This window comes from Frankia sp. Hr75.2 (genome assembly GCF_949319125.1).
GTDB lineage: Bacteria > Actinomycetota > Actinomycetes > Frankiales > Frankiaceae > Parafrankia > Parafrankia soli.
Genome location: NZ_CASGGV010000319.1, coordinates 23,858 through 39,867, shown reverse-complemented (window position 1 = coordinate 39,867; position 16,010 = coordinate 23,858). Strand labels below are relative to the sequence as shown.

At 66.8% G+C, this 16,010-nt stretch carries 12 protein-coding genes and 7 pseudogenes; 7 read left to right on the top strand and 12 right to left on the bottom strand.

Annotated features, from left to right (window positions below; translation table 11 throughout):
- A pseudogene (locus AC559T_RS28755) lies at positions 1 to 1,087 on the top strand (IS110 family RNA-guided transposase); the annotation flags it as partial.
- Positions 1,088 to 1,204: 117 nt separating this feature from the next.
- Here AC559T_RS28755 and AC559T_RS28750 read toward each other — a convergent pair.
- The 3 genes and pseudogenes from AC559T_RS28750 to AC559T_RS28740 all read right to left on the bottom strand — a co-directional run.
- A complete protein-coding gene (locus AC559T_RS28750; protein ID WP_498870714.1) occupies positions 1,205 to 1,453 on the bottom strand; it encodes a transposase in 249 nt (82 codons plus the stop codon).
- Between the two features lie 139 nt (positions 1,454 to 1,592).
- Positions 1,593 to 2,699, bottom strand: a complete 1,107-nt coding sequence (locus tag AC559T_RS28745; RefSeq protein WP_498870713.1) for an ABC transporter substrate-binding protein — start codon at positions 2,697 to 2,699, stop codon at positions 1,593 to 1,595.
- Positions 2,700 to 3,202: 503 nt separating this feature from the next.
- Positions 3,203 to 3,452, bottom strand: a pseudogene (locus tag AC559T_RS28740) (integrase core domain-containing protein); the annotation flags it as partial.
- Positions 3,453 to 3,585: 133 nt separating this feature from the next.
- On the opposite strand from AC559T_RS28740, the pseudogene AC559T_RS28735 reads away from it, so the two are divergent.
- A pseudogene (locus AC559T_RS28735) lies at positions 3,586 to 4,254 on the top strand (IS6 family transposase).
- Here AC559T_RS28735 and AC559T_RS28730 read toward each other — a convergent pair.
- The 3 genes from AC559T_RS28730 to AC559T_RS28720 form a co-directional block, all read right to left on the bottom strand.
- Positions 4,179 to 4,439 (bottom strand): hypothetical protein, encoded by a 261-nt coding sequence (locus tag AC559T_RS28730; RefSeq protein WP_498870717.1) that lies wholly within the window; start codon positions 4,437 to 4,439, stop codon positions 4,179 to 4,181. The pseudogene AC559T_RS28735 and the gene AC559T_RS28730 overlap by 76 nt on opposite strands.
- Positions 4,440 to 4,667: 228 nt before the next feature.
- A complete protein-coding gene (locus AC559T_RS28725; protein WP_498870712.1) occupies positions 4,668 to 5,129 on the bottom strand; it encodes an SRPBCC family protein in 462 nt (153 codons plus the stop codon).
- Positions 5,130 to 5,193: 64 nt separating this feature from the next.
- Entirely contained in the window at positions 5,194 to 5,895 is a 702-nt protein-coding gene (locus AC559T_RS28720; protein ID WP_498870711.1) for a GntR family transcriptional regulator, read from the bottom strand.
- 132 nt (positions 5,896 to 6,027) lie between these two features.
- Here AC559T_RS28720 and AC559T_RS28715 point away from each other — a divergent pair, with 132 nt between their 5' ends.
- The 5 genes from AC559T_RS28715 to AC559T_RS28695 all read left to right on the top strand — a co-directional run bounded on the left by AC559T_RS28715 (position 6,028) and on the right by AC559T_RS28695 (position 10,058).
- Positions 6,028 to 6,792: an enoyl-CoA hydratase/isomerase family protein gene (locus AC559T_RS28715; RefSeq protein ID WP_498870710.1), complete on the top strand. Its 765-nt coding sequence runs from the start codon at positions 6,028 to 6,030 to the stop codon at positions 6,790 to 6,792.
- Entirely contained in the window at positions 6,789 to 8,162 is a 1,374-nt protein-coding gene (locus AC559T_RS28710; protein WP_498870709.1) for an acyclic terpene utilization AtuA family protein, read from the top strand. The genes AC559T_RS28715 and AC559T_RS28710 overlap by 4 nt, the downstream gene beginning before the upstream one ends.
- Positions 8,159 to 8,521, top strand: a complete 363-nt coding sequence (locus AC559T_RS28705) for an AtuA-related protein (RefSeq protein WP_498870708.1) — start codon at positions 8,159 to 8,161, stop codon at positions 8,519 to 8,521. Before AC559T_RS28710 ends, AC559T_RS28705 begins: the two co-directional genes overlap by 4 nt.
- Positions 8,518 to 9,714 carry an acyl-CoA dehydrogenase family protein gene (locus AC559T_RS28700; RefSeq protein WP_498870707.1) on the top strand — a complete coding sequence of 399 codons (1,197 nt, stop codon included), beginning with the start codon at positions 8,518 to 8,520 and terminating at the stop codon, positions 9,712 to 9,714. Before AC559T_RS28705 ends, AC559T_RS28700 begins: the two co-directional genes overlap by 4 nt.
- 134 nt (positions 9,715 to 9,848) lie before the next feature.
- Entirely contained in the window at positions 9,849 to 10,058 is a 210-nt protein-coding gene (locus tag AC559T_RS28695; protein ID WP_498870706.1) for a hypothetical protein, read from the top strand.
- 113 nt (positions 10,059 to 10,171) lie between these two features.
- Here AC559T_RS28695 and AC559T_RS28690 read toward each other — a convergent pair.
- The 6 genes and pseudogenes from AC559T_RS28690 to AC559T_RS28665 all read right to left on the bottom strand — a co-directional run.
- Positions 10,172 to 10,617: pseudogene (locus AC559T_RS28690) on the bottom strand (DDE-type integrase/transposase/recombinase); the annotation flags it as partial.
- Between the two features lie 227 nt (positions 10,618 to 10,844).
- Positions 10,845 to 11,611 (bottom strand): annotated as a pseudogene (locus AC559T_RS28685) (transposase family protein).
- Positions 11,612 to 11,653: 42 nt separating this feature from the next.
- Positions 11,654 to 11,926, bottom strand: a complete 273-nt coding sequence (locus AC559T_RS28680) for a transposase (protein ID WP_498870716.1) — start codon at positions 11,924 to 11,926, stop codon at positions 11,654 to 11,656.
- Positions 11,927 to 12,262: 336 nt separating this feature from the next.
- Positions 12,263 to 13,518: pseudogene (locus AC559T_RS28675) on the bottom strand (IS3 family transposase).
- 184 nt (positions 13,519 to 13,702) lie between these two features.
- Positions 13,703 to 13,922 (bottom strand): annotated as a pseudogene (locus AC559T_RS28670) (IS5/IS1182 family transposase); the annotation flags it as partial.
- 173 nt (positions 13,923 to 14,095) lie between these two features.
- Complete coding sequence (locus tag AC559T_RS28665; protein ID WP_498870705.1) at positions 14,096 to 15,742, bottom strand: class I adenylate-forming enzyme family protein; 1,647 nt, start codon at positions 15,740 to 15,742, stop codon at positions 14,096 to 14,098.
- Positions 15,743 to 16,010: the final 268 nt, after the last annotated feature.

The following is a 16,010-nucleotide window of genomic DNA, read 5'->3' as shown; positions in this document are numbered from 1 at the left end:
ACAGTGAACCGAAATTGCGGGAGGTGTTCACCCGGTTGCAGGCCAGGCACGGCACCGTGCTGGTCGTGGTCGACCAGCCAGCCTCCATCGGCGCCCTGCCGTTGGCCGTCGCCCGCGACATCGGCTGCTGTGTCGTTTATCTGCCGGGCCTGACCATGCGGCGGATCGCTGGCATCTACCCCGGTGAAGCCAAGACCGACGCGCGCGACGCGTTCATCATCGCCGACGCGGCCCGCACCATGCCCCACACCCTGCGTGGCCTCGCTCCCGACGACGACACCCGCGCCGAGCTGGAGATGCTCGCCGGGTTCGATGACGATCTCGCGCAGGAGACGACCCGCACCAGCAACCGGCTGCGTGGCCTGCTCACCCAGATCCACCCCTCGCGGGAACGCGTGCTGGGACCCCGCCTGGAACACCCGGCCGTGCGCGTCCTGCTGGAACGTTTCGGCTCCCCAGCCTAGATCCGTAAGGCCGGACGCCGCCGCCTGGTCACCCTGCTGCGGCCACAGGCACCGCGCATGGCCGAGCGCCTGGTAGAAGACATTTTCACCGCACTGGACGAGTAGACGGTGACAGTACCCGCACCGACGGGGCCGCGCTGATCATTTCCAGCCTGGCCCGTTCTCTCCGCGCCGCCTATAACCAGCGGGACCTCCTCGCGGAACGGATCACAGAACTTCTGGAGGCCCACCCTCTTTCCAAGGTCCTGACCTCCATGCCCGGCATCGGGGTCAGGACCGCCGCCCGCATCCTCATCGACGTCGGGGACGCCAGCAGCTTCCCCACCGCCGGGCACCTGGCCGCCTACGCCGGTCTGGCCCCGGCCACCCGCGCATCGGGCTCCTCCATCCGCAGGGAACACCCCTCCCGACGCGGCAACAGACAGCTCAAACGCGCCTTCTACCTGTCCGCATTCGCTTCTCTACGTGAACCCGCGTCCCGGACCTACTACGACAAGAAGCGCGCGGAAGGCAACCACCATGTCGCCGCCCTCACCTGCCTCGCCCGACGCCGGATCGACGTGCTCTACGCGATGCTCCGCGACGGGACCTTCTACCAGGCCGCAACCCCCTCACCGGCTTGACGAAAGACATAGGGGCACTTTTTTCGCCCGCAGGCTGGCGGCGTCCACGATCGCTGACGACCAGTCGATCTCACCGGCCGCACCGTGGACATCCAGCACCGCCCGGTGCAGCCGGGGCTACACCCCCACACGGGTCCGCTGCCCGAAGCGACGGTGCGCCGTCGGCACCGACATCCCGAACGACGGCGGTAACAGCCGCCACGCGCACCCCGAGGTCAGCACGTAGACGATGGCGGTGAACACCGCCCGATCCGACACCGGCGTCGCGTCCCCGCCCTGCCGACGTGGCCCGAACGCGGGCAGCAGGGGCTCCACCAGCTCCCAGAGGTCATCCGGGACCAGCCGCAGGGCAAGGCGATCATCCACCCCTCACCTCACCGGTGTCCGGCCCCACAAAGCCGGACACCGACGGTGCCTCACGGCCCAGCAGAATGCACGGCTCCTGGCGGAGCTGGAAACCCGGTACCTCGGAGAGAATCAGCTGCGTGACGACGCCGGACGGCGGTCAGCTCAGTCTGGTGCCGCAGCGCTGGCTGGGGTTGAGCGGGATGAACTCCTTTCCGTCCTGGGATATCTGCACGAACTGGTAGCAGGTGCTGAGCTGCCCGATGTTGGTCGCGAAGTCGACCTTGCTGGACAGGAGTCCGCCCGCCTCGTAATCGTGGACGGCGCGCAACGCGTTCATGAACCCCTCGCGGGTCGGGCATTCGCCGGCGTCCTGCAGCCCGCGCAGGTACAGGTCGGCCGAGATCCATCCATACACGGCACTCTGCTGTTGCGGCGGCTGGGTCTCGGGTGCGTACCGGGCCATGGCGGAGATGAATGTCTGGTGGGCCGGCAGGTTCAGTTCGAACGGCGCGAAATCAACGTAGATCGTCGTTCCGGCGATCTGCGGGCCGAGTCGCTGGAGCAGGGCGGGGTCGTAGCCCGTGGGTGTCATCATCAGCTTCAGCTGGAGGCCGGCGTTGCGCACGGCCGGCATGAGCTGGGCCAGGATGTCGGGGGTCACCGCACCAGTGATCGTGTCGACATTCGCGGCCTTCAACTCCTGCGCCAGTCGGTTGAAACTGGTGGCATTGGCCGTCACGTCCAGGTTGAGGACGACCGGGATCCCGGCCGATTCCATACTCGCCTGTAGCTGAGCCTTGTAGGTCACGCTGCCTGGATTGAAGGCCAGGCCGAGGATGGCCACACGGGTAGCCCCCTGGGACTGCGCGAAGGCACCCCAGGTGCTTACGGACGATCTCGTGGACTGGGCGTAGAACCAGCTGATCATGTTCTGGTGGTCTGGCCAGGACCCGTCCATGCTGGGCCCGACCACCGGGATGCCGTGCTCCTTGGCGTAGTCCGCCGAGCCGAGGGCCATGATCGAGCCCTGGATGATGCCGAACACGCCCTTGGTCTCGACCAGTTCGCGCACGGCGTTCTGGTTGGACGACGGGTCGGACTGGGTGTCCTTCCACTCATAGACGACCTTCCGGCCGTTGACCCCGCCGTTGTCGTTCGCCACGCCGAGACGGGCATCGATCCCGGCGCGGAACGCCGCGAGGAGACTCGCGCCGATCCCCGTGTCGTCAATGGCCGCTCCGAGAGTGACCTGGGTCGAGGTCACACCGGGTGTCGCGCAGCCCTCGGTCGCTGGCCTGGACCCGTCTCCCCCGCCCATGATCCCGCAGGCTGCTACCACACTCGTCAGGCCGCTGATCGCGATCACACTGACGGCAGCGTTCAGCCGCCGTGGACGAAAAAATGGCATAAGCCCTCGATTCCCGCCTACCAACACCGTCTACCTGTCAGTAATATTTAGGCCACTTAGAGCTAGCTCTAGCGAAGGGTATGTCCCTGTCGACAGGTTGAGCCCGTGAAGGCTACTAGCCCGTCCCCAAGCCACATTTAGGAACGCCAGTTTGTCCATTTCCGGACCGTTATCTACCGTGCCGCCCATGCCCACTAGCGCGCGTCGTCGGCCGTTGGAGCGAGGACAAAACGGGCCGGTTGATCCCTCGCCGCGTCCGAACCGCGCGCCGCCACCACACCAGCCAGCCCCAGGCTGCCGACCACGTGCTGAGGTACTGCCCATTTTTCGGACACCGACGTAGCCGTACTATATTAGCTTTATGCTACTTCCTTCGCTTCGCTCTGGGTTGCGTGGTATGCGCACTCGATGTTCTAGGGTGCGGTAGCCGAGAGTGGAGTGGAGTCGCTGCCGGTTGTAGAAGACCTCGATGTATTCGGCGATCGCGGTACGCGCGGCGCGGCGGGTCAGATAGGTTTCCCGGTGGACGAGTTCGTTCTTGAGCGTTCCGAAGAACGACTCTGCAGCGGAGTTATCCCAGCACACTCCGGTGGCCCCGACGGACGGGCGGTGCGCCATGAGTCGCCTTGTTGTATCCCCAACATAGCTGGGGGGCTGTTGCATAGGCGAGGTCTGGCGGTCTGGGCGCCGGGCCAGTCATGATCGGACGATGCATCGACATGCTGCCCGTCCGCTGGTCCCGATCTCGGAGTTCACCGGCTTTCAGTTCCCACTGGAGGTGATCGTGCTGGCAGTCCGCTGGTACTTGCGCTTCGCCCTGTCGTACCGGGATGTCGAGAAGCTGCTCGACGAACGCGGCATCGAGGTCGATCACGTCACGATCTACCGGTAGGTCCAGCGGTTCACGCCGCTGCTGGTCGACGCAGCCCGGCACTGTCCGGGCGACAGGTGGTTCGTCGACGCGACATACGTCAAGGTCGCCGGCCGCTGGACATGCCTGTCCAGGGCCGTTGACCAGCATGGTCAGGTCATCGACGTCCTCTCCAGCAACCACCGCGACCAGGCCAGCGCCCGACGGTTCTTCACCGCCCCGCTGACCCACGGCCGCCGACCCGTCGAGGTCACCACTGACAAGGCCCCCACCTACCCGCGGATCCTCGACGAGCTGCTACCCGAGGCCTGCGATGTCGATGCCCGGCGGGAGAACAACCGGATCGAGTCTGATCACAGCCGGCTGAAAACCAGGCTTCGGCCCATGCGCGGGCTGAAACGCCTCCGCTCCGTCCAGACCGTCAGCGCCGGGCACACACTCGTCCAGAACATCCACCGCGGCCACTACGAACTCGCCACCGACGCCACCCCACGGCTGCGGATCCCGGCTGCCTTCACCGAACTCGCACACGCGATCTGACCAGCGAACCAGCAGAGCTTCGGCGCGCCACCCCTCCGGATAACGCAACACCCCCGTTCCACCCACCGGGCGCCCAAGGCATCGGGATCCCAGGGGGCATGCAGGAAGTGGTGCAGTCGCTGGCGATCGGCACCGGAGACCAGGGCGGCCAGCTCGGTCAACGCCTTGTTGCGCTCCCGGGGCAGCAGTAGGCCGATCAGATAGTGCCGCAGCGCGGCGCGCTCGGCCAGAGGGCAGAACAGGTCATCGAAGGCCGCAGAACCAGTCCACCGCCTCCATAGTCGGCACAGTCGGCTACGAGGTGTGGCTACTGGGCACCTCCCACTGGAACAGCCCCGGCCAGATGCTAGGATCTCACGTCCAGCTTCCCCAACCTGACCAACCAGCGACTAGGCATGGCATCGTGGCTGAGGTCAGGTGGCGGGCACCACGGCTGACTCGAGATACCGGCGCAGATCCGCGAGGAAGGCGGTGTAGATATCCCGGAGACTGGCCTCGATCGTGGGGACGTCGGCGACATCGTCGCAGGCGTACGTGCCGTACCACTCGATGAAGGTCTTGCCGGAGTCCGTGACGGGTAGCACGCGAATTGTGGCAAGGTAGTGGCTCATCCCGAAGGGCGGCACGTCGGGCAGCTCGTAGGTCATTTGACGGTTCATCGCGTCGTACGAGACGAGACGCTCCCGAGTCGTGTGACGATCGTCGCCGACGGTCAGCTTCCGGATGGAGCCGATCGTCGCCGCCTGGTCGCCGTTCTCGGGCTCGGAGGCGTGGACGATCTCGATCCATTTGTCGACGCGGTGGAAGTCTCCGAGCACCCCCCATACGTCATCGACGGGCTGGTCGAACACCGTGCTCACGTAGACCTTCCGCACCACAACCTCCATCGTCTCTGGAATGCCATTATGCATGCATCGCGTGGCAATGGAAGGTGTGACTTCAGATGGCCTCGCGTAGCCGACGCGCACTGGGCCTGGCGCTCTGGGGGAGTGTCAGCACCGCGGACGTGTGGCTCGGTCCGAGCATGCCCTGGAGCATCGTCCGGGAGCCGGCACGGTGTCGGTCTATGAGGTGGACCAGCTCCTCGCGGTCCCGTGCCTCGATCGCGGCGATCATCAACTTGTGGTCCTTGTAGGCGCATCCGCGACGTTCTCGGTTGGAGAGGTAGTGCAGCGCGCGATACGGGTCGGAGATCCGCCAGATGCGTTCGACCTCGTTCGCGAACATGGTCAGCGGTGACCAGCTGAACGTTATGAAGTGGAATGTCCGGTTGCTCGCGATGAGCCGCTCGACATCGTCCGCCTCGCCGGCCTCGCGACACTCCTCGTTGATGGCCTTGAGCGACTCGACCACAGTCTGGTCCGGCCACACGATCGTTCGCAGTATCTCGGTCTCGAGCAGCGTACGCATCGAGTAGTACTGCAAGAGATCGGTCGCGCTGAGCTTCGCCACCGCGTATCCGGAGTTCGGGACACGCGTCAGGATCCCGTCCGAGGCGAGAGCCCGGAGCGCCTCGCGCAAGGGTGTGCGGCTGACATTGAGTCGTTCGGCCACGACGCGCTGGTCCACTCGCTCGCCGGGTGATAGCTCTCCGGTTCGGATCAGCATGCAGAGCGCGTCTGCGAGCGGGTCGTCTGGCATGAGGCCTCCGCAGGTTGAAATGCCATAATACATGCACAATCGTGACGTCGCGGAGCGATCCTCTCGCCCGCCAGGTTGACGCCGCTGCACTGTGCATGCATAATGGTAGACATTATGGGATGGGGTGGCGTCATGGGTGATGTCCTGAAGAGCGAGTCGCGAGGCGGAGTCCTGTTGCTCACCCTCAATCGGCCCGAGGCCCGCAACGCGGTGAACGCGGAGCTGCGGGCCGCGTTGTCGGCCGCCATGCGCGAGTTCGCTGCCGACGACCGGCGTCGTGTGGTCATCGTGACAGGTGCGGGTGACAAGGCCTTCTGTGCCGGGGCGGACCTCAAGGAGATGGCGGGACGCGGCACCGGGCAGCCCCCACCGGACTACTTCGCCGACTTCGGCCCTGACGACTTCATCGAGAAGCCGGTCATCACCGCGGTCAATGGTGCTGCCTACGCGGGCGGCTTCCGGCTTGCGCAGTTCGGCGACATCTGCCTCGCCGCGGAGTCCGCTTCGTTCGCGATCTCGGAAGCGCGGTGGAGTCGCGGCGCCCCGTGGGCCGCGCCGCTGACGCGTATGCTGCCGAGGCGTGTCCTCGCGGAGCTGTTGCTCACCGCCCAGCCGATCTCTGCGCAACGGGCCTACGAGGTCGGCCTGGTCAACGAGGTCCTCCCACAGGCTGATCTGCTACCCCGCGCCTGGGCGATTGCGCAGACCATCGTCGAGAATGCGCCGTTGTCGGTCCGGGCGTCCAAGTGGCTCATGCGCGTCGGAGCCGAGGCCGGGGTCGCCGCCACCGCGGCGATGGCCGCAGAGCTCTTCCGCCACGTCTACGACAGCGAGGACGCTCGAGAGGGGCCGCGGGCCTTCCGCGAGGGGCGCCGACCAGAATGGCAGGGTCGATGATGGCAACCGTTCGCATCGGCGGCGGGCTCGGATTCTGGGGCGACGACACCATGGCCCCCGGCAGGCTGGTCCGCGGCGCCCGTATCGACTACCTGGTGATGGACTTCCTGGCCGAGGTCACGATGTCCGTGCTCCGCAAGCAGCTGAAGCGCGACCCGCGCACCGGGTACGCCTCGGACATAATCCCCATCCTGCGCGATTGCCTCCGTGACGCCGTCGAACGCGGCGTCACGATCATCTGCAACGCGGGCGGGATGAACCCGTCGGGATGTGCGCAGCGGGTGCTCGAGCTCGCTGATGAGCTCGGTGTCGGCGAGCGGGTCCGCATCGCGGCCGTCGCCGGCGATGACCTCATGCCCCGGATCGATGAGCTCCGCGCGCAGGGGGTCGACTTGCGGAACACCGAGACCGGTGAACCGTTCTCCCTAGTTGCCGACCGGCTGGCCAGTGCCAATGCGTACATCGGCGCGGAACCGGTCGTCGAGGCGCTGCGGCGTGGGGCCAACGTGGTGATCTGCGGCCGAGTCGCCGACCCGTCGCTGACCCTGGCGGCCCTGCGACACTCCTTCGACTGGAAGGCCGACCAGTGGGACCTCCTCGCGGCGGGCATCGTCGCCGGCCACCTGATCGAGTGCGGCGCCCACGTGACGGGCGGCAATCACCAGGCTGGCTGGGAGGACGTGTCTGCGATGGACGACCTCGGTTCCCCGATCGTCGAGGTGGACTCTCGAGGGTGTATCAAGCTCGGCAAGACCCCCGGCAGCGGGGGCGTCGTGGACGTCTCGACCACCATCGAGCAGCTTCTCTACGAGATCGGCGACCCGCGTGCCTACCTGACTCCTGACGTCAGCGCGGACTGGACGACCCTGCGAGTCCGGCAGCTCGACCGCGATCTGGTGGAGATCGACGGGGCGACCGGGCGCGCGGCCCCGGCGACGCTCAAGGTCTCGGCCAGCTACGAGGACGGGTACTCGACGAGCGCGCTGTGGCTCTACTCCGCGCCGGGAGCGGTGGCACGCGCCGAGCGGGCCAGGGAGGTGCTGGAGCGGCGCATAGCCCGCCTGAACCTGGACATCGAGGAGGTGCGCTGGGACCTGATCGGGACCGGCGCAGTCCATGAACGCCGTAGCCCGCGCACCGGCGAGTTGGTCGAGGTGGTGCTGCGTTTCGCTGCGCGCTCACACCACCGTGCCGACCTCCAACGCGCTGTCGTCGAGCTGAGCACCGTGTTCAACGGTCCGCCGGGCAAGACCACCCTCCTACCCGGGCGAGGCCGCGTCTCCGGGGTGCTGAGCTACTGGCCGGCACTCGTCCCGGCCGAGTTCGTCCAACCGACCATCGAACTCTTCGAGGCAGGTGGGTCACGGTGAAAGTCCCGATCGGAAGAATTGCGTATGCCCGTTCCGGGGACAAGGGCGGTACGGCGAACATCGGCGTCGCGGCGCGGCACGAGCGGTGGTTCGCCGCGTTGGAGAGGGAGCTCACGGCCGAGGCGGTGCAGGACTACTTCTCAGACCGCGCCCGCCGGACCGAGCGGTTCGAGCTGCGGAACCTTTCCGCGTTGAACTTCCTGCTGCACGGGATCCTCGGCCGCGGCGGGACGAGCACGCTGCGCCTGGACCCGCAAGGCAAAGCCCTCGCTGACGCCCTGTGTTTTCTCGAGATCGAGCTGACCGACACCGAGTCCGGGCTCCTGGACTCGGGCGCCGACGAGGAGGATCACCGATGACGATCAGGCCGGAGCACCTGCCGCTCACCACTACCGGGCACGACGAGATCCGGCGGGCCGTCCGAGCGATCAATGCCAAGTACCCCTTGGAGTACTGGAGCGAGAAGGAGAGGAAGGAGGATTTCCCGACCGAGTACTTCGAGGATTTCGTCAAGAGCGGCTTCACCACGATGACCGTCCCCGAGGAGTACGGCGGTGGCGGAGCGACCCTGAGCCAGGGCGCGGCCATGCTAGAGGAGGTCGGCGCGGGCGGCGGAGCGACCGCCGCGTGCAGCACGGTGCACTCGAGTCACATCGCACTCAGCTCGATCATCAAGTACGGGAGCCGCGAGCTGAAGGAGAAGTATCTCGCTCGCATGGTGGCCGGTGAGCTCTCGGTCAGCTTCGGAGTGACCGAGCCGGATGCCGGCACGGACACGTCGCGAATCAGTACCACTGCGGTGCGGGACGGCGACCGGTACATCGTCAACGGCCAGAAGGTCTGGAACTCACACGCGCAGCGTGCCGAGAAATGCTTGCTGCTCTGCCGGACGTCCGCCCGAGCGTCGGACGGTACGGAGACCACCTCGGGCATGTCGATGCTGATGGCCGACCTGAAGGCCCCTCAGGTTACGATCAAAAGGATCGCCAAGCTGGGCCGGAACGCCGTCGACTCCAACGAGGTGTGGTTCGACGATCTCCCGGTCGACGCCTCCGACCTGCTCGGTGAGGAGGGGCAGGGTTTCCGGCAGATCCTGGCGAGTGTCAACGCGGAGCGGATCCTGCTGGCGGCCGAATGTGTCGGAATGGGGCGCTGGTGCCTCGAGCGTGGTGTGGAGTACGCAGGCCAGCGGGTCGTCTTCGGCCGCACGATCGGCAAGAACCAGTCGGTGCAGCACCCTCTCGCAGAGTCCTACATCCAGCTCAGCGCAGCTGCTCTCGCTGTCCGTGAGGCAGCGGAGGCCTACGACGCCGGCGCACCTCCCAAAGAGGTCGGACGGCTCGCAAACACGGCCAAGTTCCTCGCCTCGGAGGCGGCGTTCAAGACGGCCGACCACGTGATGCAGATCCATGGCGGATACTCGTTTGCGACAGAATACCACATCGGCCGGCACTGGATCGAGCTGCGCCCGCACCGCATCGCGCCCGTTAACAACCAGATGGTGCTCAACTTCATCTCCGAGAAGGTGCTTGGGCTCGAGCGGAGCTACTGAGTCCCTTCACGGCTGCCGGGTGCGACCCGTTATCGGTGGTTTGTTGTGACCAATTGATCGCGTGTGGATGATCGAGGGATTCCCTGGCTGGACCGGGTAGAGGAAGGAGCGGTCCAGTTACGGAGATGATCGCGATGACAACATGGCTGCCCTGCCCGCCGGCTCCGGCGCTGGTGGAGGCGTATGCATCCCGCTTCGACGATCTGCTCGCTTCGCGGGCACAGCGGCGGGGACTCCGGGACTATCTGTTCGGCCTGCTGGCCATCCCGGGTCTGGAACAAGACGCTGACCTGGCTGGAGTGGAGCCGGTGGTCGGGGGGCAGCGCCGAGACGTCCAGCGGTGAACCGCCCTGGGTTCGCGAGAGACCGGGGTTCAGGCCACCTCGCCCCGTTGAGCGATGGTCTAACCACACGATTTCCCGCTCGGCGGGAATCACGGTAGTCAATCGAAGAATTGTAGTCTTTCGTTGTTGTACCAGTGCACCCACTCGGCGGTCTTGCATTCTACCTCACGCGGCCCCGGCCAGTTCCGCATTACCGATCCCGGTTTGATCAGATCGGTTTTGTGTAAACCGATCATGGACTCCATCAGAGCGTTGTCCAACGCGTCCCCGACCGTACCGATCGACCCGGCGATCCCCGCCGCGGTGAGCTGCTCGGTGAACGCCAGGGACGTGTACTGGGGGAACCAGCATCCAAATGCTGGACCAGCCCCTCGGTGGTGAACTCGCCACCCGCCCGCCGGCGGGTCGTTGACGCCTACTCCAACGCCCCGTCCGCCAGGTCCGTGGTCTTGTCCGCCGACACCTTCTACCCCAGAATCCGCCGGGAATACACGTCGGTCACGAACGACGCGTAACGGAACCCACGCGCCGTCCACACATAGAAATCCCACGCGGGTGGGGTGTCAAGCCGACAGGGGCGGTTGGTCGCTGGTGGGGTGGGTCAGGCGGCGGTGTTGTCCCAGAGCTGGTTGTTCTGTAGACATCACCACAGACGTCCGAGGGCCTTGTTCGTCAAGGTTGGCAGAGCTGCGTTGTGGTGGTCACCGCCGGCTCGGGGCCGGTCGTAGTGCGCGCGGGCGCCAGCGGACTTGGTGAGCATGGAGAAGGCCCACCAGTGAGCCTTTTTCAACCTCCGCTGGTGGTTGCGAGGTGGAGGGTGAGGACGGCTTGAACGAGGCTGGTGATGCGGGTGGTCGAGCAGCGCAGCTTGCGCAGCAGGCGCCAGGTTTTGAGGGTGGCCACGGCCTGTTCCCCGAGTGCGCGGATCTTGACGTGGGCGCGGTTGACGGCCTGCTGGCCGGCGGAGAGCCGCTCTCAGTGGCCGCGGTAGGGCACACGTACCGGGTGCGGTGCGCCCTGGTAGGCCTTGTCCGCCGAGCAGGTGATGCCCTGCTCGGCCAGGGCGTCGAGGATGTCTCGTGGGTGCGGGCGGCGCGGATGTCGTGGACCGCGCTGGGCAGCGCCGGTGAGGCCCGCAGCAGCCGGCCCGCTGGATCGGCGAGGGACCTGCAGGTTCATCCCGTGTTTCTTGTGCTTGCCGGAGTAGTACGGCCGGTCGGCCGTGATCCGGTCGATCGGGAACAGGGTTCCGTCCAGGATGACGAAGGCTTTGGCGGCGGCCGTGCGTAGCGCGGTGGGCAGGTCCGGAGCACAGGCGGCGAGCAGACCGACGGCTTCGGCGACGTACTGGTAGACGGTGCTGACGCCTATCGGCGGCGAGTGCGGGCGTAGGTGTGCTCGCAGCGCAGATGGGACAGGACGAGCAGGGCCTGGCGGTCCGCGGGCAGGCGCCGCCAGCGGGTGCCGCCTTCACGGCGGCGGGCGTGCAGCCGGTCGGTGAGGAAGGGCAGGGTCTGGGTGGACAGATCGACCCCGGCTGGGTAGACAAGCATACGAAGCTCCGGGGGACAGGTTGCTCTTGGTCGACAACGCGTCTACCAGGAGCTTTGCCTCTTCCCAGACCTGGCCTCGACGCCGGCCTCACCCGCGATCAGCCAGGTTGGCAAAGGTTCAGTGGCAGGCGTCCCAAGACGTTTGTTGCGGGTCCTGTGGGCCAGAACCCTGCGGGAACGGCCAGAGGCTCGAGTGACCGGCGCGGTGCCGGCGAACGCGCGCAGACCACCCGCGGCGGTGAAGCGGGTGGGGTCGCCGACCTCGCCCAGAACCCGCGCGGCGAGCACCGGTCCAAGGCCGGGCGCTGATCGCAGAACGCCGTCGGGAGGGTGTGCGTCAAACTCGACTGCCAGGCCTGTTCGAGCTCGTCGACGACCGTCTGGCCCAACGCGGCCTCGACCGGCGGCGGCTGACGCAGCGCCGGGGTCCGTAGAGCGGTGACGATCTGTTCGACAAGACTGGCGTCATTGCGTCGGCCGCAGCGGTGGAGCGGGGCCACGACCTTGCGGCCGGTCAGCTTCCGTCCCTGGTCGGGCGTGGGTTGACGGCATGATTGTGGGATGCGGCGGACATTGAGCCTTTCCGTGTACCGTCCGTTGCGGTGTGGTTCACAAGGCTGTGCGTGAACCCCCCCGGGGAGGTTGGAGGCTCTAGGTTGTGACTGTGGCCTGGGGTTTCTGGGTTGTCGGGTAGTAGTTAGCTTCGTATTCGACTGGTGGGATGTGGCCTATCTCACCATGTAGGCGTCGGTGGTTGTAGCGGTCCGCCCATTCGGCGGTGGCCAACTCGACCTCGGGCAGAGTTCGTCAGGGCCGCCGCGGTTTGATCAGTTCTGTCTTGTACAGGCCGATGGTCGATTCCATCAGTGCGTTGTCCAGTGCGTCGCCGACCGTGCCGATGGAGGCCGCGATGCCGGCTCGGTCCAGGTGCTCGGCGAGCGTGAAAGACGTGTATTGACCGAACCCGCGTCCGAGTGATGGATCAGCTCACCCGCTACGGGCCTGGTGCCGGTCCGGTCCCGTTGCCACAGTGCCATCTCCAGCGCGGTCAGGACGAGTTCGGCGTGCTTGGTGGTCGCGACGGACCAGCCGACGATGCGGCGGGAGAAGGTGTCCACCACGAACGCGACGTAGACGGTGCCGGCCCAGGCTGCGACGTGGGTGAAGTCAGCGACTCAGGTGCGGTTCGGGGGCGTCGGCCACGAAGTCGCGTTCCACCAGGTCAGGAGCCCGCGTCGCGGCCGGATCCGCCAGGGTGGTGACCACTTTCCTGCCGCGGACGGCACCGGTGATGCCGAGTTCACGCATGAGGCGTTCGACGGTGCAGCGGGCCACCGGGTGGCCTTGCCGGTGCAGCTCCCGCCAGATTTTCCGCGCCCCGTAGACACGGTAGTTGGCGTCGTAGACCTCGGTGATCAGCGTCGTGAGCTCGGCGTCCCGTACCTGACGGGCGCAGGGCGATGCCTGACGCTGCTTGTAGGCGTAGTAGGTGGAGGGGGCGATGCTGCAGTCGTGCAGGGTCAGCACGCGGCAGATCGGCTCGACACCGCCGAAGCGGTCCCGGTGCTCGTCGACGAACGCTACGAGCGCAGGTGTGGCCGGTCGAGCTCGGCCGCGAAGAAACTCGCCGCGGCCTTGAGGATCTCATTCGCCCGCTTCAGCTCGGCGACCTCCTTCTTCAGGGCCTTGACCTGCGCGGACTCCTCCGTCGTCACCCCGGGCCGGTTCCCGTTGTCGATCTGATCGCGCCGGACCCACTGCCGTACCGTCTCGGCCGTTCCGATGCCGAGCTTGGACGCGACGGCCTTCATCGCGGCCCACTCGGTGGGGTAGTCGGGACGGACCTCGGCGACCATCCGGACCGCACGACGCCGCAGCTCGGTGGGGTAAGGGGAAGGACGTGCCATGACTCGATCCTCTCAGAGAATCAAGCCTCCATCCGACCCGGGGCGGTTCAGCGTCCGTTGTGGAGGATCACGAGAGCGGCGGCGACGATCCTGCCGATCTTCCAGGGGTCAAGTCTGATGTTGCCCAGGGCGCGGAAGGTGCTCTTGAGTAGCGCGTTCGGGCGTTCACTGATGGCGCGCAGTCATAGCCCGTCGACCGGCCGATCTGGTTGTCGCGGACGAGCTGGGCCACCCCGGGTGCTGTCGACGAACCAGCGCAGCACGAGCACGGCCTGCGCCCGGCAGTCCAGTGCCCGCCTGCCCGCCCGGGTGCCGCGGCGGTCCCGCTCCGCGGCCAGCAGGGTCTCCAGCCGGTCGACGGTGTGCTCACCGAGGGGCAGTTCGGTGGTGTATGTGACACTCACATGGACACGGGGCCTCTCAGAAGATGATCTTTGGTCGGACTAGACTTCCTACAGAGGTCCCGCGTTTCCTTGCCACGGCCCTCAGCCTCACCCACGCCAACTACCCCCGCGATGATCACACACGGCGACTGGCAGCCACGCGGAAAGGCTCACTGTGCACCCGGGTAGCTGCGTCACGACTCGAGGTGTGCCGCCGTTTCGCCGTCATCCTGTTCGAGGGCGGCACGGCGAAGATCCTCCCGGAGGAGCTTGCCCATCGGCGTCGTCGGCCACTCGGTCGGCGCGACGGGCAGGAAGCGCTTCGGAATCTTGTAGCCGGCGATCCTGCCTCGGCATGCCTGGCGAAGCGCTGCCGGATCGAACGACGCGCCCGGGCGGAGTTCGACGAACGCCACCACGGCCTCCCCCCACCGCGGATCCGGTACGCCGACCACGGCGGCCATGACGACATCAGAGATCTCCCGCACCAGGAAACTTTCCACCTCGATCTCGGAGACGTTCTCCCCGCCGGTCTTGATCATGGCCGAGTAGCGTCCGCGGTAGTAGAGGCGGCCGTCCTCGTCCAGCCAGCCGTAGTCGCCGGTGTGGAAGTAGCCCTCGTCGTCGAATGCTTCCCGGGTCAGGTCGGGGGCGCCATAGTAGCGGGAGAACAGGTTCCAGCCAGTGAAACAGATCTCGCCGGGTGTGCCTGTCGGTCGGATCGCGCCGGATGCGGGATCACAGATACGGACCGTGACCCCCGGCAGGGGCCTGCCGTTACTCATCCGGCCCTTCTCGGGCCCGAGCCGGGGTTCGGTCAGCGTCACCATGTTCGCGGCCTCACTCATCGCGTACATCATGACGATCGTTGCGCCTCCGGCCTCGAGCCTGTCGTACATCGTCAGCCCGGGAGCGCATCCGACCTTGTTCGGCCGGCGCCAGCCCTTCCGCTCGAGATCGTCCCACAGCCGGCCGAGGACCAGATCGAATCCGGCGGTCGCCGTGATCCGCCGCTCGTGAACGGCCTGTGCCATTGCCTCCGGTTGGAAGCCGTCGAAGATGTGCATGCTGGTGCCATACATGCAGGTCCCCAGGAGCTGGACCAGGCCGCCGGCGTGGAAGTACTGCCCTAAGCCGAGGAAGCGGTCGTCCGGGCCGAGCCCCAGTCGCTCCATGAAGTAGTGGGCAGAGCCGAGGAGGGCCTCCTGCCGGACCACGACGCCTTTGGGGCGAGCGGTCGAGCCGGAGGTGAAGAGGATGACGGCCTCCTGGTTGCGCACCGGCTCCGGTGCGCGCCCCACCTTCGTCCGGAGCCACGACTGCAGGTGCCACTCGTGCGGGGGCGCGTCCGGGTCGTCGGAGATCACGGCCTGCAGCAGCGGGAACGACGAGCTGTCGGCCGGGCCGTGCGCGGGCAACCCCAAGGCGGCCATCCGGTGATCGACGGGTTTTCCCACCACCCGGGTGCTGGTCACAAGGAACTGGGTGTTTGTCGAGGTGAGCGCATACGCCAGCTCCTCGGACTCCCATGCCGTGTTCAGCGTGATCACCACGGCGCCGAGCTGCCACAGCGCGTGTAGCAGGATGACATGCTCCCACGAGCGGCGGAGATGGACCGCGACATGGGTGGTGCTCCCAATGCCGCGCTCGGACAGGGCCACCGCGAGTCGGTCGCGCGCCGCTGCCAGCTCGCGGAACGTCAGGACCGTGTCCCCATCGACGAGCGCTCGGTGATCGGGCCATCGGGTGACAGCCTGCGTCAGGGCGTCGTGGACGGCCTTTCCCTGCCAGGGGTTGCCGCCGGGGGCGGCAAGCGGCGCGGACACGTCGGCTTCCGTCATGGGCTCTCCTACTCCTACTCCTGCTCCGACGCCTGCGGCGCTCGCCTCGACGTCCTTGTCCATCGACATGATGTCATGCAAAATAATGGGCCAACGAGGATGCATGCAGTGGAAGTTCTTGGAGGAGGCTCCCCAGGGTCTGCACGTGACGCCACCGTCGCGCTCGGTCGACCAACGCGGCCAGCGGCACAGCGAGTACGCACCCCGGGCGGCTCCGACCGCGCCCGTCGACGAAAGGCAGTCGCCATGACACCGCGGATCACGGGGG